Here is a 23,314-nt window from a genome sequence, read left to right as displayed (position 1 = left end):
ATCTTAAGACCTCGGACGCACGTCTTGGCCTCTCGTCTCGCGACGAAGCACAATCCCGGGCTGGAAACGCATGCTGCACGCCGCTCACCCCCGCACCGACACTCCGATGCCGACCATTCGGCCCGGAGCCGGGCGGCAGGGTCTCGCCGCCTTCCGCCCGCAGATCTGCCTTCCGCAGATCGTGGCGGAGGCTGCTGCGGTGCACGGCCCGGCCCCGGCCTTCGCCGGGCCGGCGGGCTGCACCAGCTATGCCGCGTTCGGCGCGGATCTCGCCCGCTACGCTCGCTACGCCGAGGCGGAGGGGTTCGGGTCCGGCAACACCGTGGCCCTGCTGATGCGCCACGGCCCCGCTAGCCTCGCCCTCTGGCTCGGCTTCGCGCTGGCGGGCGCCCGGGTTGCGCTCGTCGACGCGAGCCTCTCCGGCGCGTGCCTCGCTCGAACCCTGGCTTCTCTGGCCCCGCGCCTCCTCGTGGCCGATCCCGATTGTGCCGAGGGCGTCCAGGCCCTGGCGGCGCTGATACCGGAGATGCCGGCAGTGCGCTGGCACGGGCCGGGCGCCGACTTCGCCCGGATCGACATCGAGGCGGCCGAATACGAGGGCGAAGAGCTGGCCGGACCGGGTGAAGTCGGTGCCGACGATGCCGCGCTGCTCGCCTGCTCGGGTCACCGGGGCGCGGCCCCCACGGTGGCGGCGGCGAGCCACCGGCAGATCCTGGCCTGGGCTCAGGGCGCGAGCCTCGGTTTGCCCCGCGCCATCGAGGTCTGCCCCGCGGAGTTTCGCGCGGTCGCCGAAGCCTGCGGCGTCCTCCTGCGCGGCGGAGTCGTGGTGGTTGAGAGCGGCCCGCGTCCGGGCACCCTGTGCTAGCGCGCCGACGACGCGGGTGCCGGCCTCCCATGCCGGGCGGGCTCTCCGGATTGCAGTGCGCCCGCGGACGGCTCTAGGCTCGCGGCTCCTGCAACGAGGTACCCCGATGCCCGCCGTCGCGCCATCCGTCCCGGAACCCCTGCTGCTGCGCGAGGACGCGGACGGGATCGCAACCCTGACCCTCAACCGCGGCGCGGCGCGCAACGCCCTCTCGCGCGGGCTGATGGCGGCGCTCCACGGCGCGCTCGACGTCATCCGCGACGACCGCTCGGTGCGGGTCGTGGTGCTGCGAGGCGCGGGGCCCGCCTTCTGTGCCGGGCACGACCTCAAGGAGATGCGGGCCGATCCCTCGGCCGATTCCGTCCGGGCCCTGTTCGAGGCCTGCTCGGCCCTGATGCTTGCGATCACCCGCCTGCCGCAGCCCGTGATCGCGCAGGTGCACGGGGTCGCCACTGCGGCGGGTTGCCAGCTCGTGGCCACCTGCGACCTCGCGATCTGCTCGGAGGAGGCGCGCTTCGCCACGCCCGGCGTGCAGATCGGACTGTTCTGCTCGACGCCGATGGTCGCCCTCTCGCGGGCGGTCCCGCGCAAGGCGGCCATGGAGATGCTGCTCCTCGGCGAGCCGATCGACGCCGCAGAGGCGCTGCGCATCGGCCTGGTCAACCGGGTGGTCCCCGCCTCCGACCTCGCGGCGGGCGCTCGGGCGCTCGCCGCCCGCATCGCCGCGAAGGCGCCGCGCGTTCTGGCGATCGGCAAGAAGGCCTTCGGACGGCAGGCCGAACTCGGCCTCGCGGAGGCCTATGCCGATGCCTCCGCGGTCATGACCCGCAACATGCTGATGGCCGAGGCGGCCGAGGGGATCGACGCCTTTCTGCAGAAGCGCCCGCCGCGCTGGGATACCTGACCGCCACGGCCCGTCAGGCGGGCGAGGCCGCAAGCTCGGAATCGATCCGCGCGCCGCGCCGGCTCCCCCGGACCCGGGCGATCTGCGCCGGCGCCGCCGGCCGGGCGGGGCGGCAGCCGATGCCGATATGGTGGAAGCCGGCCTCCGCCGCCGCTTCCGGCGCGATCAGGTTGCGGTAATCCACCAGAACGTCGCCCGCCATCCGTCCCCGGAGCCGCGGCAGGTCGAGATCCCGGAAGGCGTCCCACTCGGTGATCAGCGCTAGGGCGTGCGCGCCCTCGGCCACCGCCTCGGCGCTTGCGACGTAGGTGATCTCCGGCATCAGCGCGCGGGCCTGCGCCATGCCCTCCGGGTCGAAGGCCCGCACCTCCGCGCCCTCGTCGAGGAGCGCCGTGATGATCGTGAGCGCGGGCGATTCGCGCATGTCGTCGGTGTTCGGCTTGAAGGTGAGGCCGAGCACCCCGATCGTCAGCCCGCGCACCGAGCCGCCGCAGGCCTGGATCAGGCGGCGCGCCATGCGGCGCTTCCGCTGCTCGTTAGCCGCCGCCACCGTCTCGACGATCCGGGCTGGCGCGCCGAGGTCCTGGGCCGACTTGATCAGGGCCTGGATGTCCTTCGGGAAGCAGGAGCCGCCGAAGCCCGGGCCGGCCTGGAGGAAGCGTGCGCCGATGCGCCTGTCGAGGCCGATGCCGTGGGCGACGTCGTGGATATCGGCATCTGCCTGCTCGCAGAGGTCGGCCATCTCGTTGATGAAGCCGATCTTGAGCGCCAGGAAGGCGTTGGCGGCGTATTTCACCAGTTCCGCCGAGCGGCGGCCCGTGAACAGAATCCGCGTGCCGGGCTCCAGCGGCCGGTAGAGGTTATGCATCACGGCCCGCGCCCGCTCGTCCGCCGTGCCGATAACGATGCGATCGGGCGTCTTGAAGTCAGCGATGGCCGCGCCTTCGCGCAGGAATTCCGGGTTCGAGACCACCGCGAAGGGTGCTTGCGGCCGCAAGCTGCGCAGGATGTGCTCGACGCGGTCGCCGGTGCCGACCGGCACCGTCGACTTGGTGACGATCACCGCGTAACCCGTGAGCGCCCCCGCGATCTCGTGGGCGCAGGCGAAGACGTGGGCGAGGTCGGCGTGCCCGTCCCCGCGGCGCGCCGGGGTGCCGACCGCGATGAAGATCACCTCGGCGTCGCGCACCGCCTCTGCGAGGTCTGTGCCGAAGCCGAGCCGCCCGGCCGCGACGTTGCGGGCGACCAGGGCCTCGAGATGCGGCTCGTAGATCGGCATCCGCCCCGCCCGGAGCGCCGCGATGCGCCCCGCATCCCGGTCGACGCAGCGCACGCTGTGGCCGAGATCTGCGAAGCAGGCGCCCGAGACGAGGCCGACATAGCCGACGCCGATGATCGCCACGTGCATGGTGAAGCTCTCCCTCCGCGGCGTGGCGGATCCGCTACCGCGCATGGGCAGGAGCATGTCGCGCCGCAGCACGGAGCGTAACGCTTCTTAACGGGTAGGCTGCTCTCCTCTCCGGGCTAGTCCGAAGGTGCGGTGCCGATGGGAGCGGCTGCGGGCGCTACTCCTGCACGATCGCGGGGAGCGGCGCCTCGGCCACGAAGACGAGGCCGCGCGGTCGGTACTCGATCTCGGCCGTGCCGCTGATCTCCTTGGCGAGCGCCCACTCGATCATCCGGCTGCCGAACCCCTTTCGGTCCGGCACCGAGACATCCGGGCCGCCGACCTCCTGCCACTGGAACCAGAGATGGGGCGGCTGCGCGCCTAGCACGATGTCCCAGCTCACCAGGACGCGCCCGCCGTCGGCGGAGAGCGCGCCGTACTTGACCGAGTTGGTCGAGAGTTCGTGCAGGGCGAGCGAGAAGGCCAGGGCCACCCGTGGGGCGAGCTGGATCTTCGGGCCGCCCGTCTTGAACCGGTGGGTCTGCTCGACGCCGAAGGGCTTGAGGGCCGCGGTCACCACCTCGGCCAGAGTCGCCCAGTCGCCGCCTTCGCGGGTCAGCACGTCGTTGGCCGCGGCGAGCGACTGGATGCGCGCCTCCAGCACGGTGCCAGCCTCCCCGACCGAGCCGGCGCTGCGCAGGGTCTGCCGGGCGATCGACTGGACGGTGGCCAGCGTGTTCTTGACCCGGTGGCTCAGCTCGCGCGCCAAGAGGTCCCGGTGCTCCTCCGCCCGCTTCCGGTCGGTGAAGTCGAGGATCACGCCCGCCATGTAGAGCGGCGTGCCGTCCGCCTGATAGGTCGGCCGTCCCCGCACCAGTAGCCAGCGGATCTCGCCCTGGGCCGTGACGATGCGGTACTCGATGTCGTAGTCGGCCCGCTCGGCGATGCAGCGCTCCATCTCGGCCTGCATCCGGGCCCGGTCGTCCGGATGCACCGTCGCGACGAGCTGGTCGTATCCGAAGGCGTCGCCGGGGCTCGCGCCGAAGATCCGCCGGCACTCGTCCGAGGCCATCAGGCGCCGGGCGTCGAGATCGAGGGTCCAGGACCCGAGCCGGCCCGCCCGCAGGGCGAAGCGCAGGCGCTCCTCGCTGCGGCTGAGGTCGAGCGCCCGCTTGCCGACCTCGGCCTCCAGGGCGTCGCGGTCGCGCTGAAGGCGGACCAGCCGGTCGCGCTCCAGCGTCACGTCGAACTGCGAGGCGAAGAAGTAGGTCAGCTCCCCGTCGTCGTCGAAGACCGGCGAGACGAGGAGGCGGTTCCAGAAGACCGAGCCGTCCTTGCGATGGTTCAGGAGTTCGATCTCGATCGGGACCCGGCGCTCGACCGCGTCGCGGATCCGGGACACGGCCTCTCGGTCGGTCTCGGGACCTTGGAGGAAGCGGCAATTATGTCCTAGGATCTCCGCCCGGGTGTAGCCCGTGAGCCTCTCGAAGGCGCGGTTGACGAAGATGATCGGGTTGTCGGGCTGGCGCGGATCCGTGATCAGCATCGGCATCCGTGTGGTCCGCACGGCCGCCGCGAACGGGTCCGGCCCGTTGCCGAACCGGGCGAGTTCCCGGTTGATCCGCTCCTCGTTCCGGCTGTCGCTCAAAACTGGGGAACCTTCCTCGGGCATGGATCGGGGTGGGTGCGGGCGACAGGGCGGCTCGTCGCCGCGCTGCAGGGGCGCGGAGACGGTGACCCGGATCCTTCCCTGGGATAGGACCCGTCATAGGCAAGACCGGGGCGACATCCAACCCGCCACGCGCGCGGGCGTTCCTGGCGCCGTGTCGCAGATTGGCACGCCCTATCCTGCAGATACCTGCAGCCCGGGCACTTGCAGCCCGGTCAGCGGAAGAGCGGAAGGCCGGTGCCGAGCAGGGCAAGACCCGTCACAAGCAGCGTGCCGGCCGCCATCTCCAGACGTTCGGCCGCGAGCGGGCGCCGCACTGCGGTCTGGGCAAGGCCGGTGCCGAGGATCAGGGCTGCGGTGGCGAGGGCGAGATAGGCCATGGCGGATCTCAGGCGATCCGGGGGCGGTGCGGAGAAGCCCCGCCCGCGCAACGGGACCGCATCGTGTGGAAGCTCCGCCCGTGCCGGGCCGGTGAATGGACGGCGAGCCTAGCTCCGGTGCTGTCCCCGTCGCCTCCTCCATCGAGGGGATGCCGCCGGACTTCCGGTGACAGATCGAGCCTGCCCGTCGGGGGCGGACCGGACCGGCCCCAAGAGCCGCAAGGTCCGCGCGCGATAGTCTGGCCGAGCCGGCTGGTGTTCGAATTTCTCGCTCCGTCGTCTCAAGGGTCAAGGCGGAGATGAGCAGCCGCATGAAGCGGAGGAGCCGGACTGAACGCACGGTCCGATGTCGGTCGACCGCAAGGCGTGAACATTGCCGGCGGGCGGTAGAGACCCGCTCCGTCGGGCGGCGCGAGATGCGATCGGTGCTTCCACGCCTCCCCCCGGTCGCTCCGGCGGCTTGTCGAGCCCTGGCTAGCCCTCCTCCAGATGGCCGCGCAGAACGGGCCAGTCATCCACAGGCCAAGTCTTGCGCTGAGAGCAGGGTGGGCTCTCCGACTGCTGATCGAGGCACAATCTAAAGTAGAGTTGTCGCTGCCTCTCAAGACGCTCGTAGGTGGCACGGGGCCGTGCGCTGAGAAGCTCTGGTCCGTCTGGTACCCGGTCGAATGTGTCGTTCGCCAGATCGACCACGAAGCCGCGCGGTCCCGTGTACAGACCGTCGCGGTTCTTCACGTCCACAGATCCGCAGATCGTCCGGCCCTCGCTTCGGCGAAGCGCCGAGACCTTCGCGTCCGGGCTGTTCAGGTGGCGGCCGATCAGGTCCAGGACCATCCGTGCGTCCTCCGTCCGGAGCCCCGCGTCGGACCCGTCCTCGACGCTCATGGCACGTCCCAAACCCGGCCATCCGATGAACACGCCCATGAGGGCACCCATGAGGGCGCCAGAGCGGGCACCCTTGAGCGCCCTCGTGAGCGCAAGGTCTGGGGGGACGCGGCGCCGCGCGATCATCGGAGCGTTCCGGAAGCGGCGCGCCGCCTGCCAGGATCCGAAGTCTTCCCGGGCCGTGCCCGGACAGAAGAGGCCGTGTGTCGCACGACCCTGAGCCGAGATTGCCGAGGCCGCAATCCTCCGCGCCTCCACCTCGAACATCGCGGATGCAGCCTCGTCGCCACGCTTGACGTCGGGTGATCGACCTTTCCGACTGCCGTCCACATGCGTCCCCACGCTCATCCGGATGCCGCGACGCTGTCGCCGCCATGGCAACGTCTTTCCGCCGAGCGGGTCGACTGGAAGGACGCTGTTGAGACTAAATTCTTCATTTCAGCTCACTATTGATCAGAGGAGATTGCAATGGTTGGAATATGGCCAAAATAAAACTGGAACGATTGTTGAAAAAATTTGGCAACTTTCGCGCGCAACGAGGCCGCCGTAGGGGGGCGGCAGCGGAAAGGCCGGGATCAACGCTTCGAGAGGGCCGCCCGGACGGCGGCCGCGAGTTCGCCCTCGAACAACAGCGCCGAACCGTAGTGGAACTCGATATCGAAGGTGCGGCGCGAGTTCATCGAGAGCGACGCGCTCTGCAGGGCGATAAGCCGCCCGGCTTCATCGAACAGCCCGGACCCGGAGCCGCCGTAGCCGTCGTTGCAATCGTGCCGGACGCGCCGGATCGCGTCCTCGCTCGGGGCGTCGATCTGCCGGATCGTGCAGGATTCGAGGCTGGCACCTCCGCGGTAGTTCTCGTGCCCGGCTGGAGAAACCATCGTGACGGGCAATGCGACCGGGCCGACGGAGAGGTCGGGCGGGTCGGGCACCGGCTGCGGGCGCACATCTGCGGCCGGGCTGGCGAGCCGCAGCAGCGCCCAGTCATCGGTGATATGCAGCGCCTGCGCGCCCGCGGGCGTGCCGAGCCGCAGCGAAGACGCGATGAAATCGTAGTTCCGGCCGCCGATCTGGAAGAAGCAATCGGAAACGGAGCGCGTCTCCGCGAGGCGCCGGTCGCGAAAATTGTGCGCGTTCAGGACGACGAGGTCGGGTGCGCCGACGAGCCAAGCGGCGGCAGCCTTCTGCGGCACGCCGTCCCGGCGCCGGCACCAGAGCGTGCCCGCACCGGGATATCGGCTGAAATCCTCGCCGCTCATCTCGCGCCGCCCGTCGCGGGGATAGAGCGCGGCCTCCTGCACCCGCTCCGCCGCCTCGGCCCCGCAGGTTGCGCCGGCGAGCAGGAGGCCGAGCCGCGCGAGCCCGAACCGGCTCTTCGACCCGCACGACCCACGCAGGCGCGATGACTCCCCCATCCGCGACGCCTCCAAGCCCCGAGTTCGCGGGCCCCGATGCCGGCGTGACACGCCCCGCCGATACCCTTTCTTCGACGGGAGCGCGGATCCGGTCAAGAACTCTGCCGACGCATGCGAAAAGTACTGGCGCTATTTGCCGGATCTTCCCGGCGAAAAATAACCGTTTCCCTGAAGACATCGGCCTGCATATGGTCCTAGACATACAAGGGACTGAAGCAGTAATAAGGCTTTTATAAGATAAGTCTCTTCTGAGATGTTCTTATAGATACTTCGAGCCTCCGAAGGGCTTGGGCTGCTTCAGGCTTCCGGATCAGAGGTTCCGCGTGACCGCTTGGTCGAGAGACGGAACGAGATGGCCAGGAGACGCATATGAAGAGGCTCATGAATTCGGTCTCGCTCGTTGCGATGATGGCGGTGGCGCCGTTCGCGCTCGCCGCCGCCGCTCAGGCGAACGACAAGCTCGTCGATATGGCGAAGAGCGAAGATAACTGGGTCATGCCCGGGAAGAACTACGACTCGAACAATTACAGCGAGCTGACACAGATCAACAAGGACAACGTCAAGAACCTCAAGGTTTCTTGGAGTTTCTCGACCGGTCTGCTTAACGGCCACGAGGGCGCGCCGCTCGTCGTCGGCAACAAGATGTACGTCCACACCTCCTTCCCGAACAATACGTTCGCGCTCGATCTCGACGATCCGGGCCGGATCCTCTGGCAGGACAAGCCCAAGCAGAACCCGGCCGCCCGCGCGGTCGCCTGCTGCGACCTCGTCAACCGCGGCCTCGCCTACTGGCCCGGTGACGGCAAGACCCCGGCCCTGATCCTGAAGACCCAACTCGACGGCCACGTGGCGGCGCTCAACGCCGAGACCGGCGAGACCGTGTGGAAGGTCGAGAACTCCGACATCAAGGTCGGCTCGACGCTGACCATCGCGCCCTACGTGGTGAAGGACAAGGTCATCATCGGATCGTCCGGCGCCGAGCTCGGCGTGCGCGGCTATCTCACCGCCTACGACGTGAAGACCGGTGAGCAGAAGTGGCGCGCCTACGCCACCGGCCCGGACAAGGACCTGCTGCTCGCCGACGACTTCAACATCAAGAACGCCCATTACGGCCAGAAGGGCCTCGGTACGGCAACCTGGGAGGGTGACGCCTGGAAGATCGGCGGTGGCACCAACTGGGGCTGGTACGCCTACGATCCCGGCACGAACCTGATCTACTTCGGCACCGGCAATCCGGCGCCGTGGAACGAGACCATGCGGCCGGGCGACAACAAGTGGACGATGACCATCTTCGGCCGCGACGCCGACACGGGCGAGGCGAAGTTCGGCTACCAGAAGACGCCCCACGACGAGTGGGATTACGCCGGCGTCAACGTGATGATGCTGTCCGACCAGAAGGACAAGGACGGGAAGATGAGGAAGCTCCTCACCCACCCGGACCGCAACGGCATCGTCTACACCCTTGACCGCACGGACGGCTCGCTGGTCTCGGCCAACAAGATCGACGACACCGTCAACGTCTTCAAGTCGGTTGACCTGAAGACCGGCCAGCCGGTGCGCGACCCCGAATACGGCACGCGCATGGACCATCTCGCCAAGGACATCTGCCCCTCGGCGATGGGCTACCACAACCAGGGCCACGACTCGTACGACCCGAAGCGCCAGGCCTTCTACATGGGCATCAACCACATCTGCATGGATTGGGAGCCCTTCATGCTGCCCTATCGGGCGGGTCAGTTCTTCGTCGGCGCGACGCTGAACATGTATCCGGGCCCGAAGGGTGATCGGCAGAACTACGAGGGACTTGGCCAGATCAAGAGCTACAACGCGATCACGGGCAAGTTCAACTGGGAGAAGATGGAGCGCTTCGCGGTCTGGGGCGGCACGACGGCGACCGCCGGCGACCTCGTCCTCTACGGAACCCTCGACGGCTTCATCAAGGCGCGCAACTCCGAGAACGGCGACCTCCTCTGGAAGTTCAAGCTGCCGTCGGGCGCGATCGGCTACCCGATCACCTACAACCACAAGGGCACGCAGTACGTCGCCATCTACTACGGCGTCGGCGGCTGGCCGGGCGTCGGCCTGGTGTTCGACCTCGCCGATCCGACCGCGGGCCTCGGTGCGGTCGGCGCCTTCAAGAAGCTCGCCAACTACACCCAGATGGGCGGCGGCGTGATGGTGTTCTCGCTCGACGGCAAGGGCCCCTACGACAACCCGAACGTCGGCGAGTACGAGCAGCAGGCCGCCAAGTGAGCCTGCAAGTGAGCCTGCAAGTGAGCCCGGCCGACAGGGTCTGAAGAGCCCGGCCGAACCCCCGCCGGCCACCGGCCGGCGGGGCCTCCACGAGACGCGCGGGTGCGACCATCGCGGGCACGCCATGCCCGGCCGCACCGCCGTCGCCGAGTAATTCCCGAGGAAACGGAAGACGATCCATGTCGCGCGTCACCGCACGATCCCGCGCCGCCCGCCCGGTCGCCATGCTGCTCGCGCTGGCCTGCCTCGGGGGCACCGCCGCGGCCCAGGAGCCGGCGGCGAGATCCGCGCAGGCCTCGCCCGCGGAGCAGCCCGCCGATCCGAACACCCTGCGCATCTGCGCCGCCGAGCAGCCGCCACTCTCGATAAAGGACGGTTCCGGCCTCGAGAACAGGATCGCGGCGGCCGTCGCCGAAGCGATGGGGCGCAAGCCCGTCTTCGTCTGGTCGGGCAAGCCCGCGATCTACTTGGTCCGGGACGGGCTCGACAAGAAGACCTGCGACGTGGTCGTCGGGCTCGACAGCGACGACCCGCGGGTGCTGACGACCAAGCCCTATTACCGCTCGGGCTACGTCTTCCTGACCAAGGCCGACAGCGGCCTCGACATCAAATCTTGGTCCGATCCGCGCCTGAAGGATATCGGCCACATGGTGGTGGGCTTCGGCACCCCCGGCGAGGCGATGCTCAAGGACATCGGCCGCTACGAGGAGGACATGGCCTACCTCTACTCGCTGGTGAACTTCCGCGCGCCGCGCAACCAGTACACCCAGATCGACCCGGCCCGGATGGTCTCGGAGGTCGCGCAGGGCAAGGCCGATGTCGGCGTGGCCTTCGCCCCGGATATCGCCCGCTACGTGCGCGACTCGACCGTGCCGCTGCGCATGACGCCCGTGCCCGACGACACCAAGCGCAGCGACGGCCAGCCCCTGCGCCAGAGCTTCGACCAGTCGATGGGCGTGCGCCGGGATGACACGGCCCTGCGCGACGCGCTCGACGCGGCTCTGGCGAAGGCCAAGCCGCAGATCGCCGCCATCCTGAAGCAGGACGGCGTACCGACCACGCCCCCGTCGAACTGACCCCCCCCCGCGCGACAGCGACCCGGAATCCTGCATGATCGACGTCAAGACAACACTTGCGGCCGTCCTTGGCCTCGCGCTCGCCGGGGCGGGCCTCGCGGCGCTCGCCCAGCCGAGCGCCGGCCCGCAGACGGGCATCGTGCTTCGCAACACGGTGACGGGCGAGCCCCTGGACACCGCGGAGGGCAAGGAGGGAGGCCGCGACACGCAGGCCGTGAAGACCTTCCTCCAGACGGGCAAGAACCTCTACATCGACGACAAGTCCTGCCTCAGGAATGGCGAGAGCCTGTTCGCAACGTCCTGCTCGGGCTGCCACGGGCATCTTGCCGAGGGCAAGCTCGGACCGGGCCTCAACGACAATTACTGGACCTATCCGGCCAACACCGAGGATACGGGCCTGTTCGCCACCATCTGGGGCGGGGCCAACGGCATGATGGGCCCGCACAACGAGAACCTGAATCCGGACGAGGTGCTGCAGGTCATCGCCTGGATCCGGCACCTCTATACCGGCCCCGTCGCCGACGCCGTCTGGCTGAACGACGACCAGAAGAAAGCCTACACGCCCTACAAGGAGGGCGAGAAGATCCCGCAGGACGCCAAGGGCCAGTGCAAGCCGCTGGAGAACTGACGTCCGAGGGAAGCCCCGCGCCGCAACGACGGCGCGACGAGAACCCCACCCCCAAGAACCCTGCCCCAAGGAGGAAGACGCATGCGCAGCCTGATCATCGCTCTCGGCGCCACCCTGGCTCTCGCCGGCCCCGCGCTCGCCTACGACGGCACCAAGTGCAAGGCGCCGGGCAATTGCTGGGAGCCGAAGCCCGGCTTCCCCGAGAAGATCGCCGGCACGAAATACGATCCCAAGCATGACCTGAAGGAACTCAACAAGCAGGCCGAGTCGATCAAGGCGATGGAGGAGCGCAACAGGCGCCGGGTCGAGAACGCGAAGAAGACCGGCAAGTTCGAGTACGACGTCGCCAAGATCGCGAACTGAACGGGCGCGCGCCCGCGTCCCGCGCGGGCGCGCCACGGAGGTCGGCATGAACGACATTCGCCGCGGCGACGCGATGCTCACCGACTGGCGCGCCGCCGCACGCCGCTTCGAGGCGGCGGTCTCGGGCGCCGTGCTCGGGCAGGAGGCGGTGGTCCGGCTCGTGACGATCGCGGTCTTCGCCCGCGGGCACATCCTGCTCGAGGGCGATGTCGGCGTCGGCAAGACCACGCTGCTGCGTGCGGTCGCCCGGGCGATGGGCGGTGCCTACGAGCGCGTCGAGGGCACGGTCGACATGATGCCGACGGACCTCGTCTACCACACCTATCTGGGTGATGACGGGCGCCCGCGCGTCGAGGCCGGCCCCGTGCTCGCGTCCTCGGAAGACCTCGCGATCTTCTTCTTCAACGAGATCAACCGGGCCCGGCCGCAGGTCCACGCGCTGCTGCTCCGCCTGATGGCCGAGCGCAGCCTGACCGCCTTCAACCGCGAGTACCGTTTCCCCCACCTCCAGGTCTTCGCCGACCGCAACCGGGTCGAGCGCGAGGAGACCTTCGAGCTGCCGGCCGCCGCCCGCGACCGCTTCCTGATGGAGATCGGCATGGAGGCGCCGCGCAACGCGGACATCCGCCGCTCCCTCGCCTTCGATCCGCGCTTCCACGACACCGAGCGTCTGGTCGCGGACATCGAACCCGGCATCCTCGACCCGACCGCTCTCTCCGGAATCGCCGCGTCGATCCAGCACGGGATCCGGGCGAGCGAGGCGATCCAGGCCTACGTCGTCGCCCTGTGGGAGGCGCTGGTGCGCCCGCACGCCTCCGGCATCCGGCTCGCCGGCATCGACGACATGGCCCGTCTGGTCCAGGGCGGCGCCTCGCCCCGCGGCGTCGCCGCGCTGGTCCGGGCCGCGCGCGTGCGCGCCTGGTTGGAGGAGCGCGACTGGCTGGTGCCCGAGGACATCCGCGCGGTCTTCCGGCCCGTCATGGCCCACCGCGTCTTCCTGGAGCCGATCCACGAGATGGCCCGCGCCGAGATCGTGCCCGACCTCTGCCGCGCGGTGTTCGAGACGGTGCCGGCCCCGTGACGGAGGAACCCCGGACCGGCGCCGACATCGTCTACCTGCCGCGCTGGCACGCTCGCGGATCCACGCCCGGCGCCCATCGCGGGCGCGAGCCCGGCGGGCCCGGCACCTTCAAGGATCAGGTTCCGTTCCTGCGCCTGCCCGACGCGCGCCGGCTCGACCTGCGCGCCACCTTACGCGACCCGTTCGAGGGCACGTATGTGCGCCGGTTCGAGGCGCGCGTCGCCGTCGAGGTCTGGGCGCTCGTCGATCTCTCGGCCTCCATGCGCTTCCGCGGCGTCGCCGACCGCCTGGCGCTCGCGGGCGCGCTCTGCGCGAGCCTTGCCGGCTCGGCCACGCGGATCGGCGATGGCTTCGGGCTGATCGCCTGCGACGAGGATCTGCGCGAGGATCTGTACCTGCCGGCCACGCGCCACCGCGCCACGGCCGCGGCGGCCGCTGAGCGGCTCGCCCGGGCGGTCCCCGCGGGCGCCGGGGCGGGAGGCCTGCGCGCCGCCGCCGCCCGCATCGCGGGTCGGCCCAAGATCGTCTTCCTGGTCTCGGATTTCCGCTGGCCGGCCGCGCTCGTCGAGCAGGTCTTCGCGAGCCTCGCCTTCCACGATCTGGTGCCGGTGCTGCTCGCCGATCCCGCGGAGGCCGAGGCCCTGCCGGACTGGGGCCTCGTCGAGCTGGAGGATCTGGAGGGCGCCGGCACACGGCTCGTCCTCATGCGCCCCGGCTTTCGCCGCCGCTGGATCGCCCGGGAGGCCGAGCGGGTCGCCGCGCTCGCCCGCGTCGCCCGCCGCTACGGCCGCGCCCCGTTCCGCCTCGCCGAGCGCTTCGATGCCGCCGCGCTCAGCCGGCACTTGATGCGGACCTGAGCCCGATGCACCGCCTGTCTCGGGCTCTCCTCGTCCTGATCGCCACGACGGTGCCTGCGGCGGCGCAGCTGCGCGGCGTCGAGGTGCGCGCGCCCCGCACCTTCGGCTACTTCCTTGGCGACCTCGTGGAGGTCACCGTGGATGTCGAGGCCGAGCCCGGCTTCACGCTGCAGGCCGCGTCCCTGCCGAGCCCAGGGCCGGTGACCTACTGGCTCGACCTGCGCAGGGTCGAGGCCCTGCCCCCGGGCGGGCGGGACGGCACGCACCACCGCTTGCGCCTGACCTATCAGACCTTCTACGCGGCCATCGACGCGCGCAGCCTGGAGGTGCCGGGCTTTTCCCTGGTGCTGGCGAGCGGGTCCGCCCACGGCGCCACCACGGCGGCCGTGCCGGTGCCGGGCTGGAGCCTCGGCCTGTCGCCCCTGCGCGAGGTGCAGCCGGCACGCCGCACCGATCCGGCCGAGTATCTCCGACCCGACGGACAGGGACCGCGGCTCGATCCGGGCCCGCCCCGCGTCGCGGCCCTGGCGCTCGCGGGACTCTTTCTCGCGGCGCTGCTCCTCCTCGCCCGCGACCGCGCCTGGTGGCCGTTCCAGCCGCGGCCGGCCCGCGCCTTCGCGGAAGCCGCCCGCCGCCTCGCGGCGCTCGGCCGGGCGCAGGGCAGGGGACCGGAGGACGAATCCGAGGGCGAGCTGCGCTACCGCGCGGGACTGCTCGCGCTCCACCGCGGGCTCGACGCGAAGGCCGGGCATCGCGTGCTGGCCGACGACCTCGACGCCTTCCTCGCCCACAACCCGGCCTATCGCGGGCAGCGCGACGCGCTCGTCCGCTTCTTCGCGGCGTCGCGGCTCGCCTTCTTCGGGGGTGCCGTGGCGGAGGCGCGGGAGCGCCTGCCCCTCCGGGAGGCGCGAGCCACGGCCGAGGGACTCGCCGCGGCGGAGCGGGCCGCGTGACCGGGCTTCCGAACGGCATCCTCGCGGAACTCGCCCGGCTCGGCGCTGAGCGTCCCGCCGTGCTCTGGCTGCTGCCGCTCGCCCTCCTGCCGCTGGTCGCCGCACCGCGGCGCCGGGCGGCCTGGGCGGATCTCGGCGCGGTGCCGCCGGACGCCCTCTCGCGCGCGCTCGGCCACGCCCTGCGCGCGGCCGGCTGCCTCGCTCTGGCCGGCCTCGTCCTCGGCATCGCCGGTCCCTACCGGACGGGCGAGCGCGTCATCCGGACCGGAATCGGGGCCGAGGTCTCGATGCTGATCGACCGCTCGGGCAGCATGAACGAGACCTTCGCGGGACGGCAGCCCTCGGGCGCCGAGGAATCGAAGGCCGCGGCCTCGCGCCGGATCCTGGGCGACTTCGTGGGCAGCCGCGCGCACGATCTCTTCGCCGTCACCGCCTTCTCCACGGCGCCGATGCTCGTCCTGCCGATGACCGACCGGCACGCGGCGGTGCGCGCCGCGATCGCCGCCATCGACCGGCCGGGCCTCGACTACACCAACGTCGCCCGCGGGCTCGCCCTGGCGCTCGGCCGGTTCGGCGCGGCCTCGGGCGACGCCTCGCGGGTGCTGCTCCTCGTCTCCGACGGGGCGGCCGTGATCGACCCGCGGGTGCAGGAGACCCTGCGCGCCGCCTTCGCCAAGGTTCGGCCGAACCTCTACTGGCTGTTCCTGCGCACCAAGGGCTCGCCCGGCATCGGTGACCGGCCGGCCGGGGAGGACACGCCGCAGGCCGCGCCCGAGCGCCATCTCGACCTGTTCTTCAGGAGCCTCGGCGTGCCCTACCGTGCCTTCGAGGCGGAGGGGCCGGAGGCGGTCGCCGCCGCGATCGCCCAGATCGAGAGCCTGGAGCGCGACCCGATCCCCTATGTCGAGGTGCGCCCGCGGCGCGACCTCGCGGGCCTCGCCTACGGCCTCGCCGCCTTCGGGCTGGTGCTGCTCGTGCTCGCCAAGCTCGCCGAGACCGATCTGGCAAGCGGGCGGCCGGCGCGGGCGGAGGCGCGCGCGGCCGAGCGGGGGATGGCGGCGTGACGCGCGCGACCCGGGCCGATCCGATGCCTAATCTCTACGGTGCGTGGACCCGCACGCGCCCACGCCTGCTCCTCGCGCTCCCGCCGCTCCTGCTCGCGGGCGCTATCGTCTGCGCCGGCTTGTCCTGGCGGACGGAATCCGCGAACCGGGAGATCGCCGCCCTTGAGGCGGGCCGGGACCGCCCAGTCGCCGCCGACGCACCCGCGCCGATCCTGCTCGCGCGCGTGCTCCAGCTCGCCCGTCGCGACGCCACCGAGGAGATGGAGCCGCTGGTGGCGGCGCTGGAGTCCCGCGACGCCCCCGCGCTTCTGGCGCGCGCGCGCTACGCGCTCGGCAATGCCCGCCTGCGCCGCGCCCTCAACCTGATCGAGCGCGGCCAGCTCGATCCGGCCGGGCCTCTGATCGTGCTCGCCCGCCAGGAATATCGGCGCGCACTGCAGGCCCGCCCCGAATTCTGGGACGCGAAGTTCAACCTCGACGTCGCCTCGCGGCTGATCCGGGACTTCCCCGAGATCGACCGCCAGGTCGGCGACGAGCTGAAGGCCGAGCCCAAGAAGATCTGGACCGACATACCGGGCCAGCCGCGGGGGGCGCCGTGACGCTTCCATGGCGGCGCAACCTGCGCGACGGGCGCTTCGGGCTGCTGGCGGCGGCCCTCCTCCTCGCACTCGCGGCCCTGGCGGCACCGCCGCTGCCGCTGACGCGCGACGGCGTGCGGGTGCTGGCCGTCGTCGACATCACCGGCAGCATGAACGTGCGCGACTATTCTGCGGCGGGCCAGCCGCAGAGCAGGCTGGAGGCCGCCAAGACCGCGCTGCGCCACCTCCTGGCTGGCCTCCCCTGCGGCTCCCGCTTCGCCCTCGGCCTGTTCACCGAGCGGCGCCCCTTCCTGCTCTTCGCGCCGGTGGAGGTCTGCGAGAATTTCGCCCCCCTCGACGGTGCCGTCGCGGCGCTCGACTGGCGCATGGCCTGGGAGGCCGACAGCCGCGTCGCGGCCGGGCTCTACCGTTCTGTGACCATGGCGGGCGAGATCGGCAGCGACCTCCTCTTCCTCACCGACGGGCAGGAGGCCCCGCCGCTCCCGGCCGGGCGGACCCCATCCTTCGAGGGCGCGCCCGGCGCGGTGCGCGGCCTGATCGTGGGGGTGGGCGGATACGCCCTCTCGCCCATTCCGAAGTTCAACGACCGCGGCCGCGAGACCGGCTTCTACGCCGAGACAGAGGTGCAGCAGGAGAACCGCTTCGGCCCGCCCCCCGCGGATGCCGAGACCCGCGAGGGCTACAACCCGCGCAACGCGCCCTTCGGCGCGCAGGCCGCGCACGGCAGCGAGCATCTCTCCTCGGTGCGCGAGCCCTACCTCCGGGACCTCGCCGCCCGCACCGGCCTCGCCTACGCCCACCTCGATGGGCCGGCCTCGCTCGACTCCCCCTTGCGCGCCGCAGCCACGGCCCGGCCGGTACCCGGGCAGCTCGACCTGCGCCCGTTCCTCGGCACGACCGCGCTCCTCCTCGCGCTCGCGGCCTTCGCGGCCGGACCGCTCCGCGCCCGTTCCGGGCGCCTCACCCTCCGAAAGGCCTGAGACCTCGCATGCGACCCAAGATTCCGACGCTTCTCCCGACGCTCCTCCTGGCACTCGTCGCGACCACCGCGCTCGCCCACGGCCCGACCCCGCAGAAGGTCGAGCGGACGGTGACCATCGCGGCGCCCCCGGCGGCCGTCTGGAAGGTGGTCGGCGATTTCGGCGGGATCGGCGCCTGGCACCCCGACGTCGCCAAGGTCGAGGCCAGCGGCGGCAACGCGGCGGGTGCGACCCGCGCGGTGACGCTGAAGTCGGGCGGCACCCTGAGCGAGGGCCTCGACGAGTGGAAGGCCGAGGCCATGACCTATTCCTACCGGATGAGCGACCCGGACCTGAAGGCGCTGCCGGTCTCCTCCTACTCCGCCACCCTGACGGTGAGCCCGGACGGCCCGGGCGCTAAGGTGATCTGGGACGGCCGCTTCTACCGGGGCGATACCGGCAACGAGCCGCCGGAAGAGCTGAGCGACGCGGCCGGCCGCACCGCGATGGAGCGCTATCTCGCCGACGGGCTCAGGGGCCTGAAGGCGAAGGTGGAAGGAAAGGTCTCGCCGTGAGACGGGCTCCGGCCCTGCTTGCGGCTGCGCTGGCCACCAGCCTCGCCCTACCGCCTCTGGAGGCTCGGGCGGCGGTCTACGTAGCGAGCCAGGACGGCGGAGCGGTGACCCGGATCGACGGGCCGGACGAGGCGTCGCCGATGGCGGTCGGGGCAGGGCCCGCGGGCCTCGCGGCCGTACCCGACGGCACGCTCTATCTCGCCCATCCTGACCGGGGCGCGATCACGGCTCTGGAGGCCGCGACCGGCCGCGGGCTGCGCCGCCTGCCCTTTGCCGGGCAGCCCTTCGGCCTCGCGGTCTCGAGGGACGGCCGTGCGCTCTTCGTGGGCGACTGGCAGGGCAACCGGCTCGTGCGGATCGATGCGGAAAGCGGCGCCGTCGAGGCCGAGCTCGCGCTCGGGCGCGAGCCCGCAGGGCTCGTGCGGGACGCGGTCGGCCGCCTGTTCGTGGCCGAGCGCGGCGGCGATTCCGTCGCCGTCGTGGACGGGACGGCGATGCGGCTCCTCGCCCGAATCCCGGTCGGCCGCGCACCCTTCGCGCTCGCCCTCTCGCCGGACGAGGGCCGGCTCTACGTGGGCAACGTGCGCAGCAACGACCTGACCGCGATCGACACCCGCGCGCTCGCGGCGATCACGACGCGGCCGGCGGGGCGCAGCCCCTACGGTGTGGCAGTCCAGGGCGACCGGATCCTCGTGACCAACCAGGAAGCCGGCACCGTCTCGGTGCTCGCAGCCGACCTGACGCTCGCCGGCACGGTATCGGTCGGCCGCTACCCCGAAGGCGTCGCCGTCGCGGAGGGCCGAGCCTACGTGGCGAACTGGTTCTCGGACGACGTTTCGGTGATCGACCTCACCGCGATGCGCGAGGTCGCGCGGCGCAAGGTCCCAGCCGGCCCGCGCGCGATTCTCGCACTGCCCTCCGCGGGCGAAGGGGGCGGGCAGTGAGGCGCCAGCACGCCTTCCTCGTGCTCGTGCTCGCGATATCGGGCTGCGGCGAGGGCGCGCCCGAGCCCGAGCCCGAGCCGGTCGCGGCGCGTGACGGTGGCATGGCAATTCCGGCCGAGTGGCTCGGCCCCACCGATCCGACCGAACCCGCCCTCTGGCTCGCTCGGAGGGCAGCCGGGGATGGGCCAGTCGACCCCGGGATGCTCGCTGGTCTGCGCACGGCCCTCGCAGCCGCCCGCGCACGCTTCGTCGAGGATCCGCGCATGATCGCCAATCGGACCGCCCAACTCGATGCGATGCTCGCCGAGATCAATGCGACTGAGGACCCGGTTTCCCTGATCGGTGCTCTGACGGGCATCGCCTCCGCCAGCGAGCGCCGCCAACTCTACGGCGAACTCTGTCAGCACTACGCCACCGTGCGCCGTGCCGGCCTCGGCCGGGATGCGGCGCTGGCCCGTCTGCGGGAGCGCTACGCCGCTCAGGATCGGCCGTGAACGTCCCGCCACGCCTTCCCGTGACGGCGCGGGTTCTCGTCGTGGACGACCATCCGGTCGCTCGTCAGGGCGTCCGGTGCGCGCTCGAGGAGGCCGGGATCAGGGAGATCGCCGAGGCGGGCGATCCCGTCGCGGGCTACCGCCTGTTTCACCGGATCCGACCGGATGTCGCGATCGTCGACTTGGCCTATCGGGGCATTGGCTTGTCCGGTCTCTCCCTGATCCGCCGCATGCGCGCCTTGGACGCAAGGGCGCGCATACTCGTCCTGAGCATGCATCACGACCCAGTCGTGGCGGCCCGCGCCTTGAAGGAAGGCGCCATCGGCTTCGCCTTCAAGGACTTGCCGGTTCAGAATTTCCTCGAGGCTTTCACCGACGTCTACCAAGCCATTCCGCACCTGCCGCACACGCTCGCGATTGCAATCGCGAGCCAGGAGAACTCAGAGAAAACGGCATCTTACGGAAAATTCAGCGCAAGGGAGCTTGAGATCTCCGCTCTGATCTTGGACGGCAATGATTACAAAAAAATTTCTCGCGAACTCTCGCTGGGATATAGGAGTGTCACGAGTGCTGTGTCGAGCATGAAAAACAAACTGGGAAGTCGCGGAATGAGTGATTTCCTCAAAGATATTGTGTCCATCATGGATCATAGTCAGGGGAATGATTAGTAAAAATTAGATGATGCGTAATAAATCTACGGCTTAACTCGGGCGCAGAGCCGTGAGCCCATGAGTCTCACGGCTCTGCTTCGCGGATGGGGATGTCGGTGCACCGTCCGCCCCTTCGCGGTCAACGGGGTTGCGCCGCCGCAACAGGGCCGTGTCGGTGCGGCCTGATGAGCCGTGGGAGCGCGCGCCGGCTTCTCAGTACGGGCGATGTCGGGCGAGTCGAGCCGCGCGAAGCGGCGGATCGATCCAGCTGTGCGGCTGCTCGGCCTCAACGCGTTCCGCCTCTTGGACCTGTTCGGCGTCTGCCGGACCGCGCCTTGCAATCGAGCCGGTCATGAGCGGCTCGTCCCATGCGGAGGGCTGCGCTGCGACCCGGTCGGGGTGGTTGTGCAGGTAGCCGCTGGCTGCAGCCGTAAGGCCGACACCAACCAGCCCCACGGCCGCGGCGTCGACGAAGATCTGGCGAAGGATCGGCATGGCATCGTCCTGACGATCGTACTGGGGTACGGCGCCATGCTTAACGATGTCTTGCGGCAGGTCAGGCGGGATCAGGTCGGTGACAGGCATTCGCGCACGTCGAGACGGTAGTCCAGAAATCGCGACCCCATGCTCGAACGGCCTTCGTCTGGCGCTTCGGTTCACGACCGTCACGGTCCCGTCGCGGATTTTTTGCGGTCCCGTCATTTGGGGAGTTGACGGGGGCGGGGGCGGGGCGTAGACACCGCTCATCGGCGCCGGCCGCAGCAGCGGCCCGGTCGCTGAGCCGTCTCTTGAGGCGGCTCGCTCTCTGGAACATCGTGAGCTGACCAGACCGGTGTGGTTGATCCGGGCGGGCGCTCTCGTCTCTTCCCTAGAGTGTGGGGCGGTTCGGCACGGGCCGAGCTGTCGGGCTCTTTGACAAGTTGATCTGAGAAAGAGAAGCGTGGGCGGCGTCGTCCTTGCGGTCTCGGGGTTCTCGCGGCGCTGGCTTTGGCTGGTGCGTGGGGGTTCTGGGACGTGAGATGAGACGCTGGTTCCAAAGCTTCTTTAGGAGCTCCGGATTGCTGGAAACGGTGATCTGATGTGCTTCTGTCGATGATTTGTGATTGGTGTCATGATCAGCTCTTCAACTTGAGAGTTTGATCCTGGCTCAGAGCGAACGCTGGCGGCAGGCTTAACACATGCAAGTCGAACGCATCCTTCGGGGTGAGTGGCAGACGGGTGAGTAACACGTGGGAACGTGCCCTCCGGTTCGGGATAACTCAGGGAAACGTGAGCTAATACCGGATACGTGCTTAGGCAGAAAGGTTTACTGCCGGAGGATCGGCCCGCGTCTGATTAGCTAGTTGGTGGGGTAACGGCCTACCAAGGCGACGATCAGTAGCTGGTCTGAGAGGATGATCAGCCACACTGGGACTGAGACACGGCCCAGACTCCTACGGGAGGCAGCAGTGGGGAATATTGGACAATGGGCGCAAGCCTGATCCAGCCATGCCGCGTGAGTGATGACGGCCTTAGGGTTGTAAAGCTCTTTTCTCCGGGACGATAATGACGGTACCGGAGGAATAAGCCCCGGCTAACTTCGTGCCAGCAGCCGCGGTAATACGAAGGGGGCTAGCGTTGCTCGGAATCACTGGGCGTAAAGGGCGCGTAGGCGGCGTTTTAAGTCGGGGGTGAAAGCCTGTGGCTCAACCACAGAATGGCCTTCGATACTGGGACGCTTGAGTATGGTAGAGGTTGGTGGAACTGCGAGTGTAGAGGTGAAATTCGTAGATATTCGCAAGAACACCGGTGGCGAAGGCGGCCAACTGGACCATTACTGACGCTGAGGCGCGAAAGCGTGGGGAGCAAACAGGATTAGATACCCTGGTAGTCCACGCTGTAAACGATGAATGCTAGCTGTTGGGGTGCATGCACCGCAGTAGCGCAGCTAACGCATTAAGCATTCCGCCTGGGGAGTACGGTCGCAAGATTAAAACTCAAAGGAATTGACGGGGGCCCGCACAAGCGGTGGAGCATGTGGTTTAATTCGAAGCAACGCGCAGAACCTTACCATCCTTTGACATGGCAGGCTTGTTCCAGAGATGGATCGTTCCCTTCGGGGACCTGCACACAGGTGCTGCATGGCTGTCGTCAGCTCGTGTCGTGAGATGTTGGGTTAAGTCCCGCAACGAGCGCAACCCACGTCCTTAGTTGCCATCATTCAGTTGGGCACTCTAGGGAGACTGCCGGTGATAAGCCGCGAGGAAGGTGTGGATGACGTCAAGTCCTCATGGCCCTTACGGGATGGGCTACACACGTGCTACAATGGCGGTGACAGTGGGACGCGAAGGGGTGACCCTGAGCCAATCTCCAAAAGCCGTCTCAGTTCGGATTGCACTCTGCAACTCGAGTGCATGAAGGCGGAATCGCTAGTAATCGTGGATCAGCATGCCACGGTGAATACGTTCCCGGGCCTTGTACACACCGCCCGTCACACCATGGGAGTTGGTCTTACCCGACGGCGCTGCGCCAACCGCAAGGAGGCAGGCGACCACGGTAGGGTCAGCGACTGGGGTGAAGTCGTAACAAGGTAGCCGTAGGGGAACCTGCGGCTGGATCACCTCCTTTCTAAGGATGCTGTTTGCAGGATGACCGGCCTGTCCGGTCCGCTCCTCGTACGGCGTCATTTAGATACAGGGTCCAGTCAGGACCCATTTGGCGGGACGAAGCCGTCCTCGTTTCTCTTTCTCATCCGGACAAGCGGATCGCTGGTCGACAGCCGTTGCGTGCAGACGCGAGGCAGCACCGATCAGGCGACCAGCTCGGGCCTGTAGCTCAGGTGGTTAGAGCGCACCCCTGATAAGGGTGAGGTCGGACGTTCGAGTCGTCCCAGGCCCACCACGATCGGGTGCCATGCGCACCACTGACCATCACCGACTGCAGCTGACACCTTCGGGGACATAGCTCAGTTGGGAGAGCGCGTGCTTTGCAAGCATGAGGTCGTCGGTTCGATCCCGTCTGTCTCCACCATCCTCCACACGCTGCCTCGTTGGCGCGGGGAGGGGTGTCGAGCGGCCCAGTCCGGAATTCCAGTTTTGCGATACGCTGCGAGGCTTCGGCCCGGTGTGTCTGCAAAAACCAATCTGACATCGTGAAGAGGGAATGTGTGCCGGTTTGGCAGCGAGAGCTGATCCACACCGGTCATGTTCGGCAAGCATACGGTGATGCGCTCCGAGAGGACGCGCATCACTGGTCTTTTTGTGACCGCGCAGGTCGTGTCCCGCCAGCCTTACGGCTGTCGGTCACGGCGGCGCATGGATCACGAGAGCGATCAAGT

22 protein-coding genes, 2 tRNA genes and 2 rRNA genes (1 of these 26 running past the window's edge) are annotated in these 23,314 nt (G+C 69.3%); 20 read left to right on the top strand and 6 right to left on the bottom strand.

Annotated features, from left to right (window positions below; genetic code table 11):
- Positions 1 to 106: 106 nt before the first annotated feature.
- Positions 107 to 865: an AMP-binding protein gene (locus DK427_RS25700; protein WP_162559894.1), complete on the top strand. Its 759-nt coding sequence runs from the start codon at positions 107 to 109 to the stop codon at positions 863 to 865.
- A 106-nt stretch (positions 866 to 971) separates the two neighbouring features.
- Positions 972 to 1,769: an enoyl-CoA hydratase gene (locus DK427_RS25695; RefSeq protein WP_109953856.1), complete on the top strand. Its 798-nt coding sequence runs from the start codon at positions 972 to 974 to the stop codon at positions 1,767 to 1,769.
- A 13-nt stretch (positions 1,770 to 1,782) separates the two neighbouring features.
- Here DK427_RS25695 and DK427_RS25690 read toward each other — a convergent pair whose 3' ends face one another.
- From DK427_RS25690 to DK427_RS25675, 5 genes are all read right to left on the bottom strand, one after another.
- Positions 1,783 to 3,177: a UDP-glucose dehydrogenase family protein gene (locus DK427_RS25690; RefSeq protein ID WP_109954394.1), complete on the bottom strand. Its 1,395-nt coding sequence runs from the start codon at positions 3,175 to 3,177 to the stop codon at positions 1,783 to 1,785.
- 157 nt (positions 3,178 to 3,334) lie between these two features.
- The gene (locus DK427_RS25685) at positions 3,335 to 4,804 is read right to left on the bottom strand and encodes a PAS domain S-box protein (protein ID WP_245930721.1); all 1,470 of its coding nucleotides are present in this window, start codon (positions 4,802 to 4,804) and stop codon (positions 3,335 to 3,337) included.
- Between the two features lie 236 nt (positions 4,805 to 5,040).
- Positions 5,041 to 5,205, bottom strand: a complete 165-nt coding sequence (locus DK427_RS26570; protein ID WP_162559893.1) for a hypothetical protein — start codon at positions 5,203 to 5,205, stop codon at positions 5,041 to 5,043.
- A 474-nt stretch (positions 5,206 to 5,679) separates the two neighbouring features.
- Positions 5,680 to 6,090 carry a hypothetical protein gene (locus tag DK427_RS26565; RefSeq protein ID WP_162559892.1) on the bottom strand — a complete coding sequence of 137 codons (411 nt, stop codon included), beginning with the start codon at positions 6,088 to 6,090 and terminating at the stop codon, positions 5,680 to 5,682.
- 575 nt (positions 6,091 to 6,665) lie between these two features.
- Positions 6,666 to 7,502 (bottom strand): trypsin-like serine peptidase, encoded by an 837-nt coding sequence (locus tag DK427_RS25675; protein WP_109953853.1) that lies wholly within the window; start codon positions 7,500 to 7,502, stop codon positions 6,666 to 6,668.
- Positions 7,503 to 7,871: 369 nt separating this feature from the next.
- Here DK427_RS25675 and DK427_RS25670 point away from each other — a divergent pair, with 369 nt between their 5' ends.
- The 14 genes from DK427_RS25670 to DK427_RS25605 all read left to right on the top strand — a co-directional run bounded on the left by DK427_RS25670 (position 7,872) and on the right by DK427_RS25605 (position 20,016).
- On the top strand, positions 7,872 to 9,755 hold the full coding sequence (locus DK427_RS25670) for a methanol/ethanol family PQQ-dependent dehydrogenase (protein ID WP_109953852.1): 1,884 nt from the start codon (positions 7,872 to 7,874) through the stop codon (positions 9,753 to 9,755).
- Between the two features lie 179 nt (positions 9,756 to 9,934).
- Positions 9,935 to 10,831, top strand: a complete 897-nt coding sequence (gene moxJ, locus DK427_RS25665) for a methanol oxidation system protein MoxJ (RefSeq protein ID WP_109953851.1) — start codon at positions 9,935 to 9,937, stop codon at positions 10,829 to 10,831.
- A gap of 34 nt (positions 10,832 to 10,865) precedes the next feature.
- Positions 10,866 to 11,459: a cytochrome c(L), periplasmic gene (moxG, locus tag DK427_RS25660; protein WP_109953850.1), complete on the top strand. Its 594-nt coding sequence runs from the start codon at positions 10,866 to 10,868 to the stop codon at positions 11,457 to 11,459.
- 81 nt (positions 11,460 to 11,540) lie between these two features.
- Positions 11,541 to 11,822 (top strand): methanol dehydrogenase [cytochrome c] subunit, encoded by a 282-nt coding sequence (locus tag DK427_RS25655; RefSeq protein ID WP_109953849.1) that lies wholly within the window; start codon positions 11,541 to 11,543, stop codon positions 11,820 to 11,822.
- 46 nt (positions 11,823 to 11,868) lie between these two features.
- A complete protein-coding gene (locus tag DK427_RS25650) occupies positions 11,869 to 12,903 on the top strand; it encodes an AAA family ATPase (RefSeq protein WP_109953848.1) in 1,035 nt (344 codons plus the stop codon).
- The gene (locus DK427_RS25645; protein ID WP_109953847.1) at positions 12,900 to 13,760 is read left to right on the top strand and encodes a DUF58 domain-containing protein; all 861 of its coding nucleotides are present in this window, start codon (positions 12,900 to 12,902) and stop codon (positions 13,758 to 13,760) included. Before DK427_RS25650 ends, DK427_RS25645 begins: the two co-directional genes overlap by 4 nt.
- Before the next feature lie 5 nt (positions 13,761 to 13,765).
- The gene (locus DK427_RS25640; RefSeq protein ID WP_109953846.1) at positions 13,766 to 14,713 is read left to right on the top strand and encodes a nonribosomal peptide synthetase MxaA; all 948 of its coding nucleotides are present in this window, start codon (positions 13,766 to 13,768) and stop codon (positions 14,711 to 14,713) included.
- Entirely contained in the window at positions 14,710 to 15,777 is a 1,068-nt protein-coding gene (locus tag DK427_RS25635; protein WP_425452514.1) for a vWA domain-containing protein, read from the top strand. The genes DK427_RS25640 and DK427_RS25635 overlap by 4 nt, the downstream gene beginning before the upstream one ends.
- Before the next feature lie 23 nt (positions 15,778 to 15,800).
- Positions 15,801 to 16,376 carry an MxaK protein gene (locus tag DK427_RS25630; RefSeq protein ID WP_109954392.1) on the top strand — a complete coding sequence of 192 codons (576 nt, stop codon included), beginning with the start codon at positions 15,801 to 15,803 and terminating at the stop codon, positions 16,374 to 16,376.
- The gene (locus DK427_RS25625; protein ID WP_109953845.1) at positions 16,373 to 17,356 is read left to right on the top strand and encodes a VWA domain-containing protein; all 984 of its coding nucleotides are present in this window, start codon (positions 16,373 to 16,375) and stop codon (positions 17,354 to 17,356) included. The genes DK427_RS25630 and DK427_RS25625 overlap by 4 nt, the downstream gene beginning before the upstream one ends.
- An 8-nt stretch (positions 17,357 to 17,364) precedes the next feature.
- Positions 17,365 to 17,910: an SRPBCC family protein gene (locus tag DK427_RS25620; RefSeq protein ID WP_109953844.1), complete on the top strand. Its 546-nt coding sequence runs from the start codon at positions 17,365 to 17,367 to the stop codon at positions 17,908 to 17,910.
- Complete coding sequence (locus DK427_RS25615; protein WP_245930720.1) at positions 17,907 to 18,854, top strand: YncE family protein; 948 nt, start codon at positions 17,907 to 17,909, stop codon at positions 18,852 to 18,854. The genes DK427_RS25620 and DK427_RS25615 overlap by 4 nt, the downstream gene beginning before the upstream one ends.
- Positions 18,851 to 19,348: a hypothetical protein gene (locus DK427_RS25610; RefSeq protein ID WP_109953843.1), complete on the top strand. Its 498-nt coding sequence runs from the start codon at positions 18,851 to 18,853 to the stop codon at positions 19,346 to 19,348. Before DK427_RS25615 ends, DK427_RS25610 begins: the two co-directional genes overlap by 4 nt.
- Positions 19,345 to 20,016: a response regulator transcription factor gene (locus tag DK427_RS25605; RefSeq protein WP_109953842.1), complete on the top strand. Its 672-nt coding sequence runs from the start codon at positions 19,345 to 19,347 to the stop codon at positions 20,014 to 20,016. The genes DK427_RS25610 and DK427_RS25605 overlap by 4 nt, the downstream gene beginning before the upstream one ends.
- Positions 20,017 to 20,211: 195 nt before the next feature.
- Here DK427_RS25605 and DK427_RS25600 read toward each other — a convergent pair whose 3' ends face one another.
- On the bottom strand, positions 20,212 to 20,583 hold the full coding sequence (locus DK427_RS25600; RefSeq protein WP_109953841.1) for a hypothetical protein: 372 nt from the start codon (positions 20,581 to 20,583) through the stop codon (positions 20,212 to 20,214).
- Positions 20,584 to 21,122: 539 nt separating this feature from the next.
- Here DK427_RS25600 and DK427_RS25595 point away from each other — a divergent pair.
- The 4 genes from DK427_RS25595 to DK427_RS25580 all read left to right on the top strand — a co-directional run.
- Positions 21,123 to 22,605 (top strand): 16S ribosomal RNA (locus DK427_RS25595).
- Between the two features lie 196 nt (positions 22,606 to 22,801).
- Positions 22,802 to 22,878: transfer RNA gene (locus tag DK427_RS25590), tRNA-Ile, on the top strand.
- Positions 22,879 to 22,931: 53 nt separating this feature from the next.
- Positions 22,932 to 23,007 (top strand) — tRNA-Ala (locus DK427_RS25585).
- 299 nt (positions 23,008 to 23,306) lie between these two features.
- Positions 23,307 to 23,314: ribosomal RNA gene (locus tag DK427_RS25580) — 23S ribosomal RNA — on the top strand; it runs 2,842 nt beyond the window's last position.
- Together the 16S and 23S rRNA genes with 2 tRNA genes alongside form the textbook arrangement of a ribosomal RNA operon.

It is taken from the genome of Methylobacterium radiodurans (assembly GCF_003173735.1).
In the GTDB taxonomy this organism is placed as follows: domain Bacteria; phylum Pseudomonadota; class Alphaproteobacteria; order Rhizobiales; family Beijerinckiaceae; genus Methylobacterium; species Methylobacterium radiodurans.
This window is presented reverse-complemented; position numbering and strand designations above follow the sequence as displayed.

Coding starts and splice junctions, on each gene's coding strand:
- DK427_RS25675 (WP_109953853.1), bottom strand. CDS start 7,502: ATGGGGGAGTCATCGCGCCTGCGTGGGTCGTGCGGGTCGAAGAGCCGG.
- DK427_RS25600 (WP_109953841.1), bottom strand. CDS start 20,583: ATGCCTGTCACCGACCTGATCCCGCCTGACCTGCCGCAAGACATCGTT.
- DK427_RS25690 (WP_109954394.1), bottom strand. CDS start 3,177: ATGCACGTGGCGATCATCGGCGTCGGCTATGTCGGCCTCGTCTCGGGC.
- DK427_RS25670 (WP_109953852.1), top strand. CDS start 7,872: ATGAAGAGGCTCATGAATTCGGTCTCGCTCGTTGCGATGATGGCGGTG.
- moxJ (WP_109953851.1), top strand. CDS start 9,935: ATGTCGCGCGTCACCGCACGATCCCGCGCCGCCCGCCCGGTCGCCATG.
- DK427_RS25700 (WP_162559894.1), top strand. CDS start 107: ATGCCGACCATTCGGCCCGGAGCCGGGCGGCAGGGTCTCGCCGCCTTC.
- moxG (WP_109953850.1), top strand. CDS start 10,866: ATGATCGACGTCAAGACAACACTTGCGGCCGTCCTTGGCCTCGCGCTC.
- DK427_RS25640 (WP_109953846.1), top strand. CDS start 13,766: ATGCACCGCCTGTCTCGGGCTCTCCTCGTCCTGATCGCCACGACGGTG.
- DK427_RS26570 (WP_162559893.1), bottom strand. CDS start 5,205: ATGGCCTATCTCGCCCTCGCCACCGCAGCCCTGATCCTCGGCACCGGC.
- DK427_RS25695 (WP_109953856.1), top strand. CDS start 972: ATGCCCGCCGTCGCGCCATCCGTCCCGGAACCCCTGCTGCTGCGCGAG.
- DK427_RS25630 (WP_109954392.1), top strand. CDS start 15,801: ATGCCTAATCTCTACGGTGCGTGGACCCGCACGCGCCCACGCCTGCTC.
- DK427_RS25620 (WP_109953844.1), top strand. CDS start 17,365: ATGCGACCCAAGATTCCGACGCTTCTCCCGACGCTCCTCCTGGCACTC.
- DK427_RS25650 (WP_109953848.1), top strand. CDS start 11,869: ATGAACGACATTCGCCGCGGCGACGCGATGCTCACCGACTGGCGCGCC.
- DK427_RS26565 (WP_162559892.1), bottom strand. CDS start 6,090: ATGAGCGTCGAGGACGGGTCCGACGCGGGGCTCCGGACGGAGGACGCA.
- DK427_RS25655 (WP_109953849.1), top strand. CDS start 11,541: ATGCGCAGCCTGATCATCGCTCTCGGCGCCACCCTGGCTCTCGCCGGC.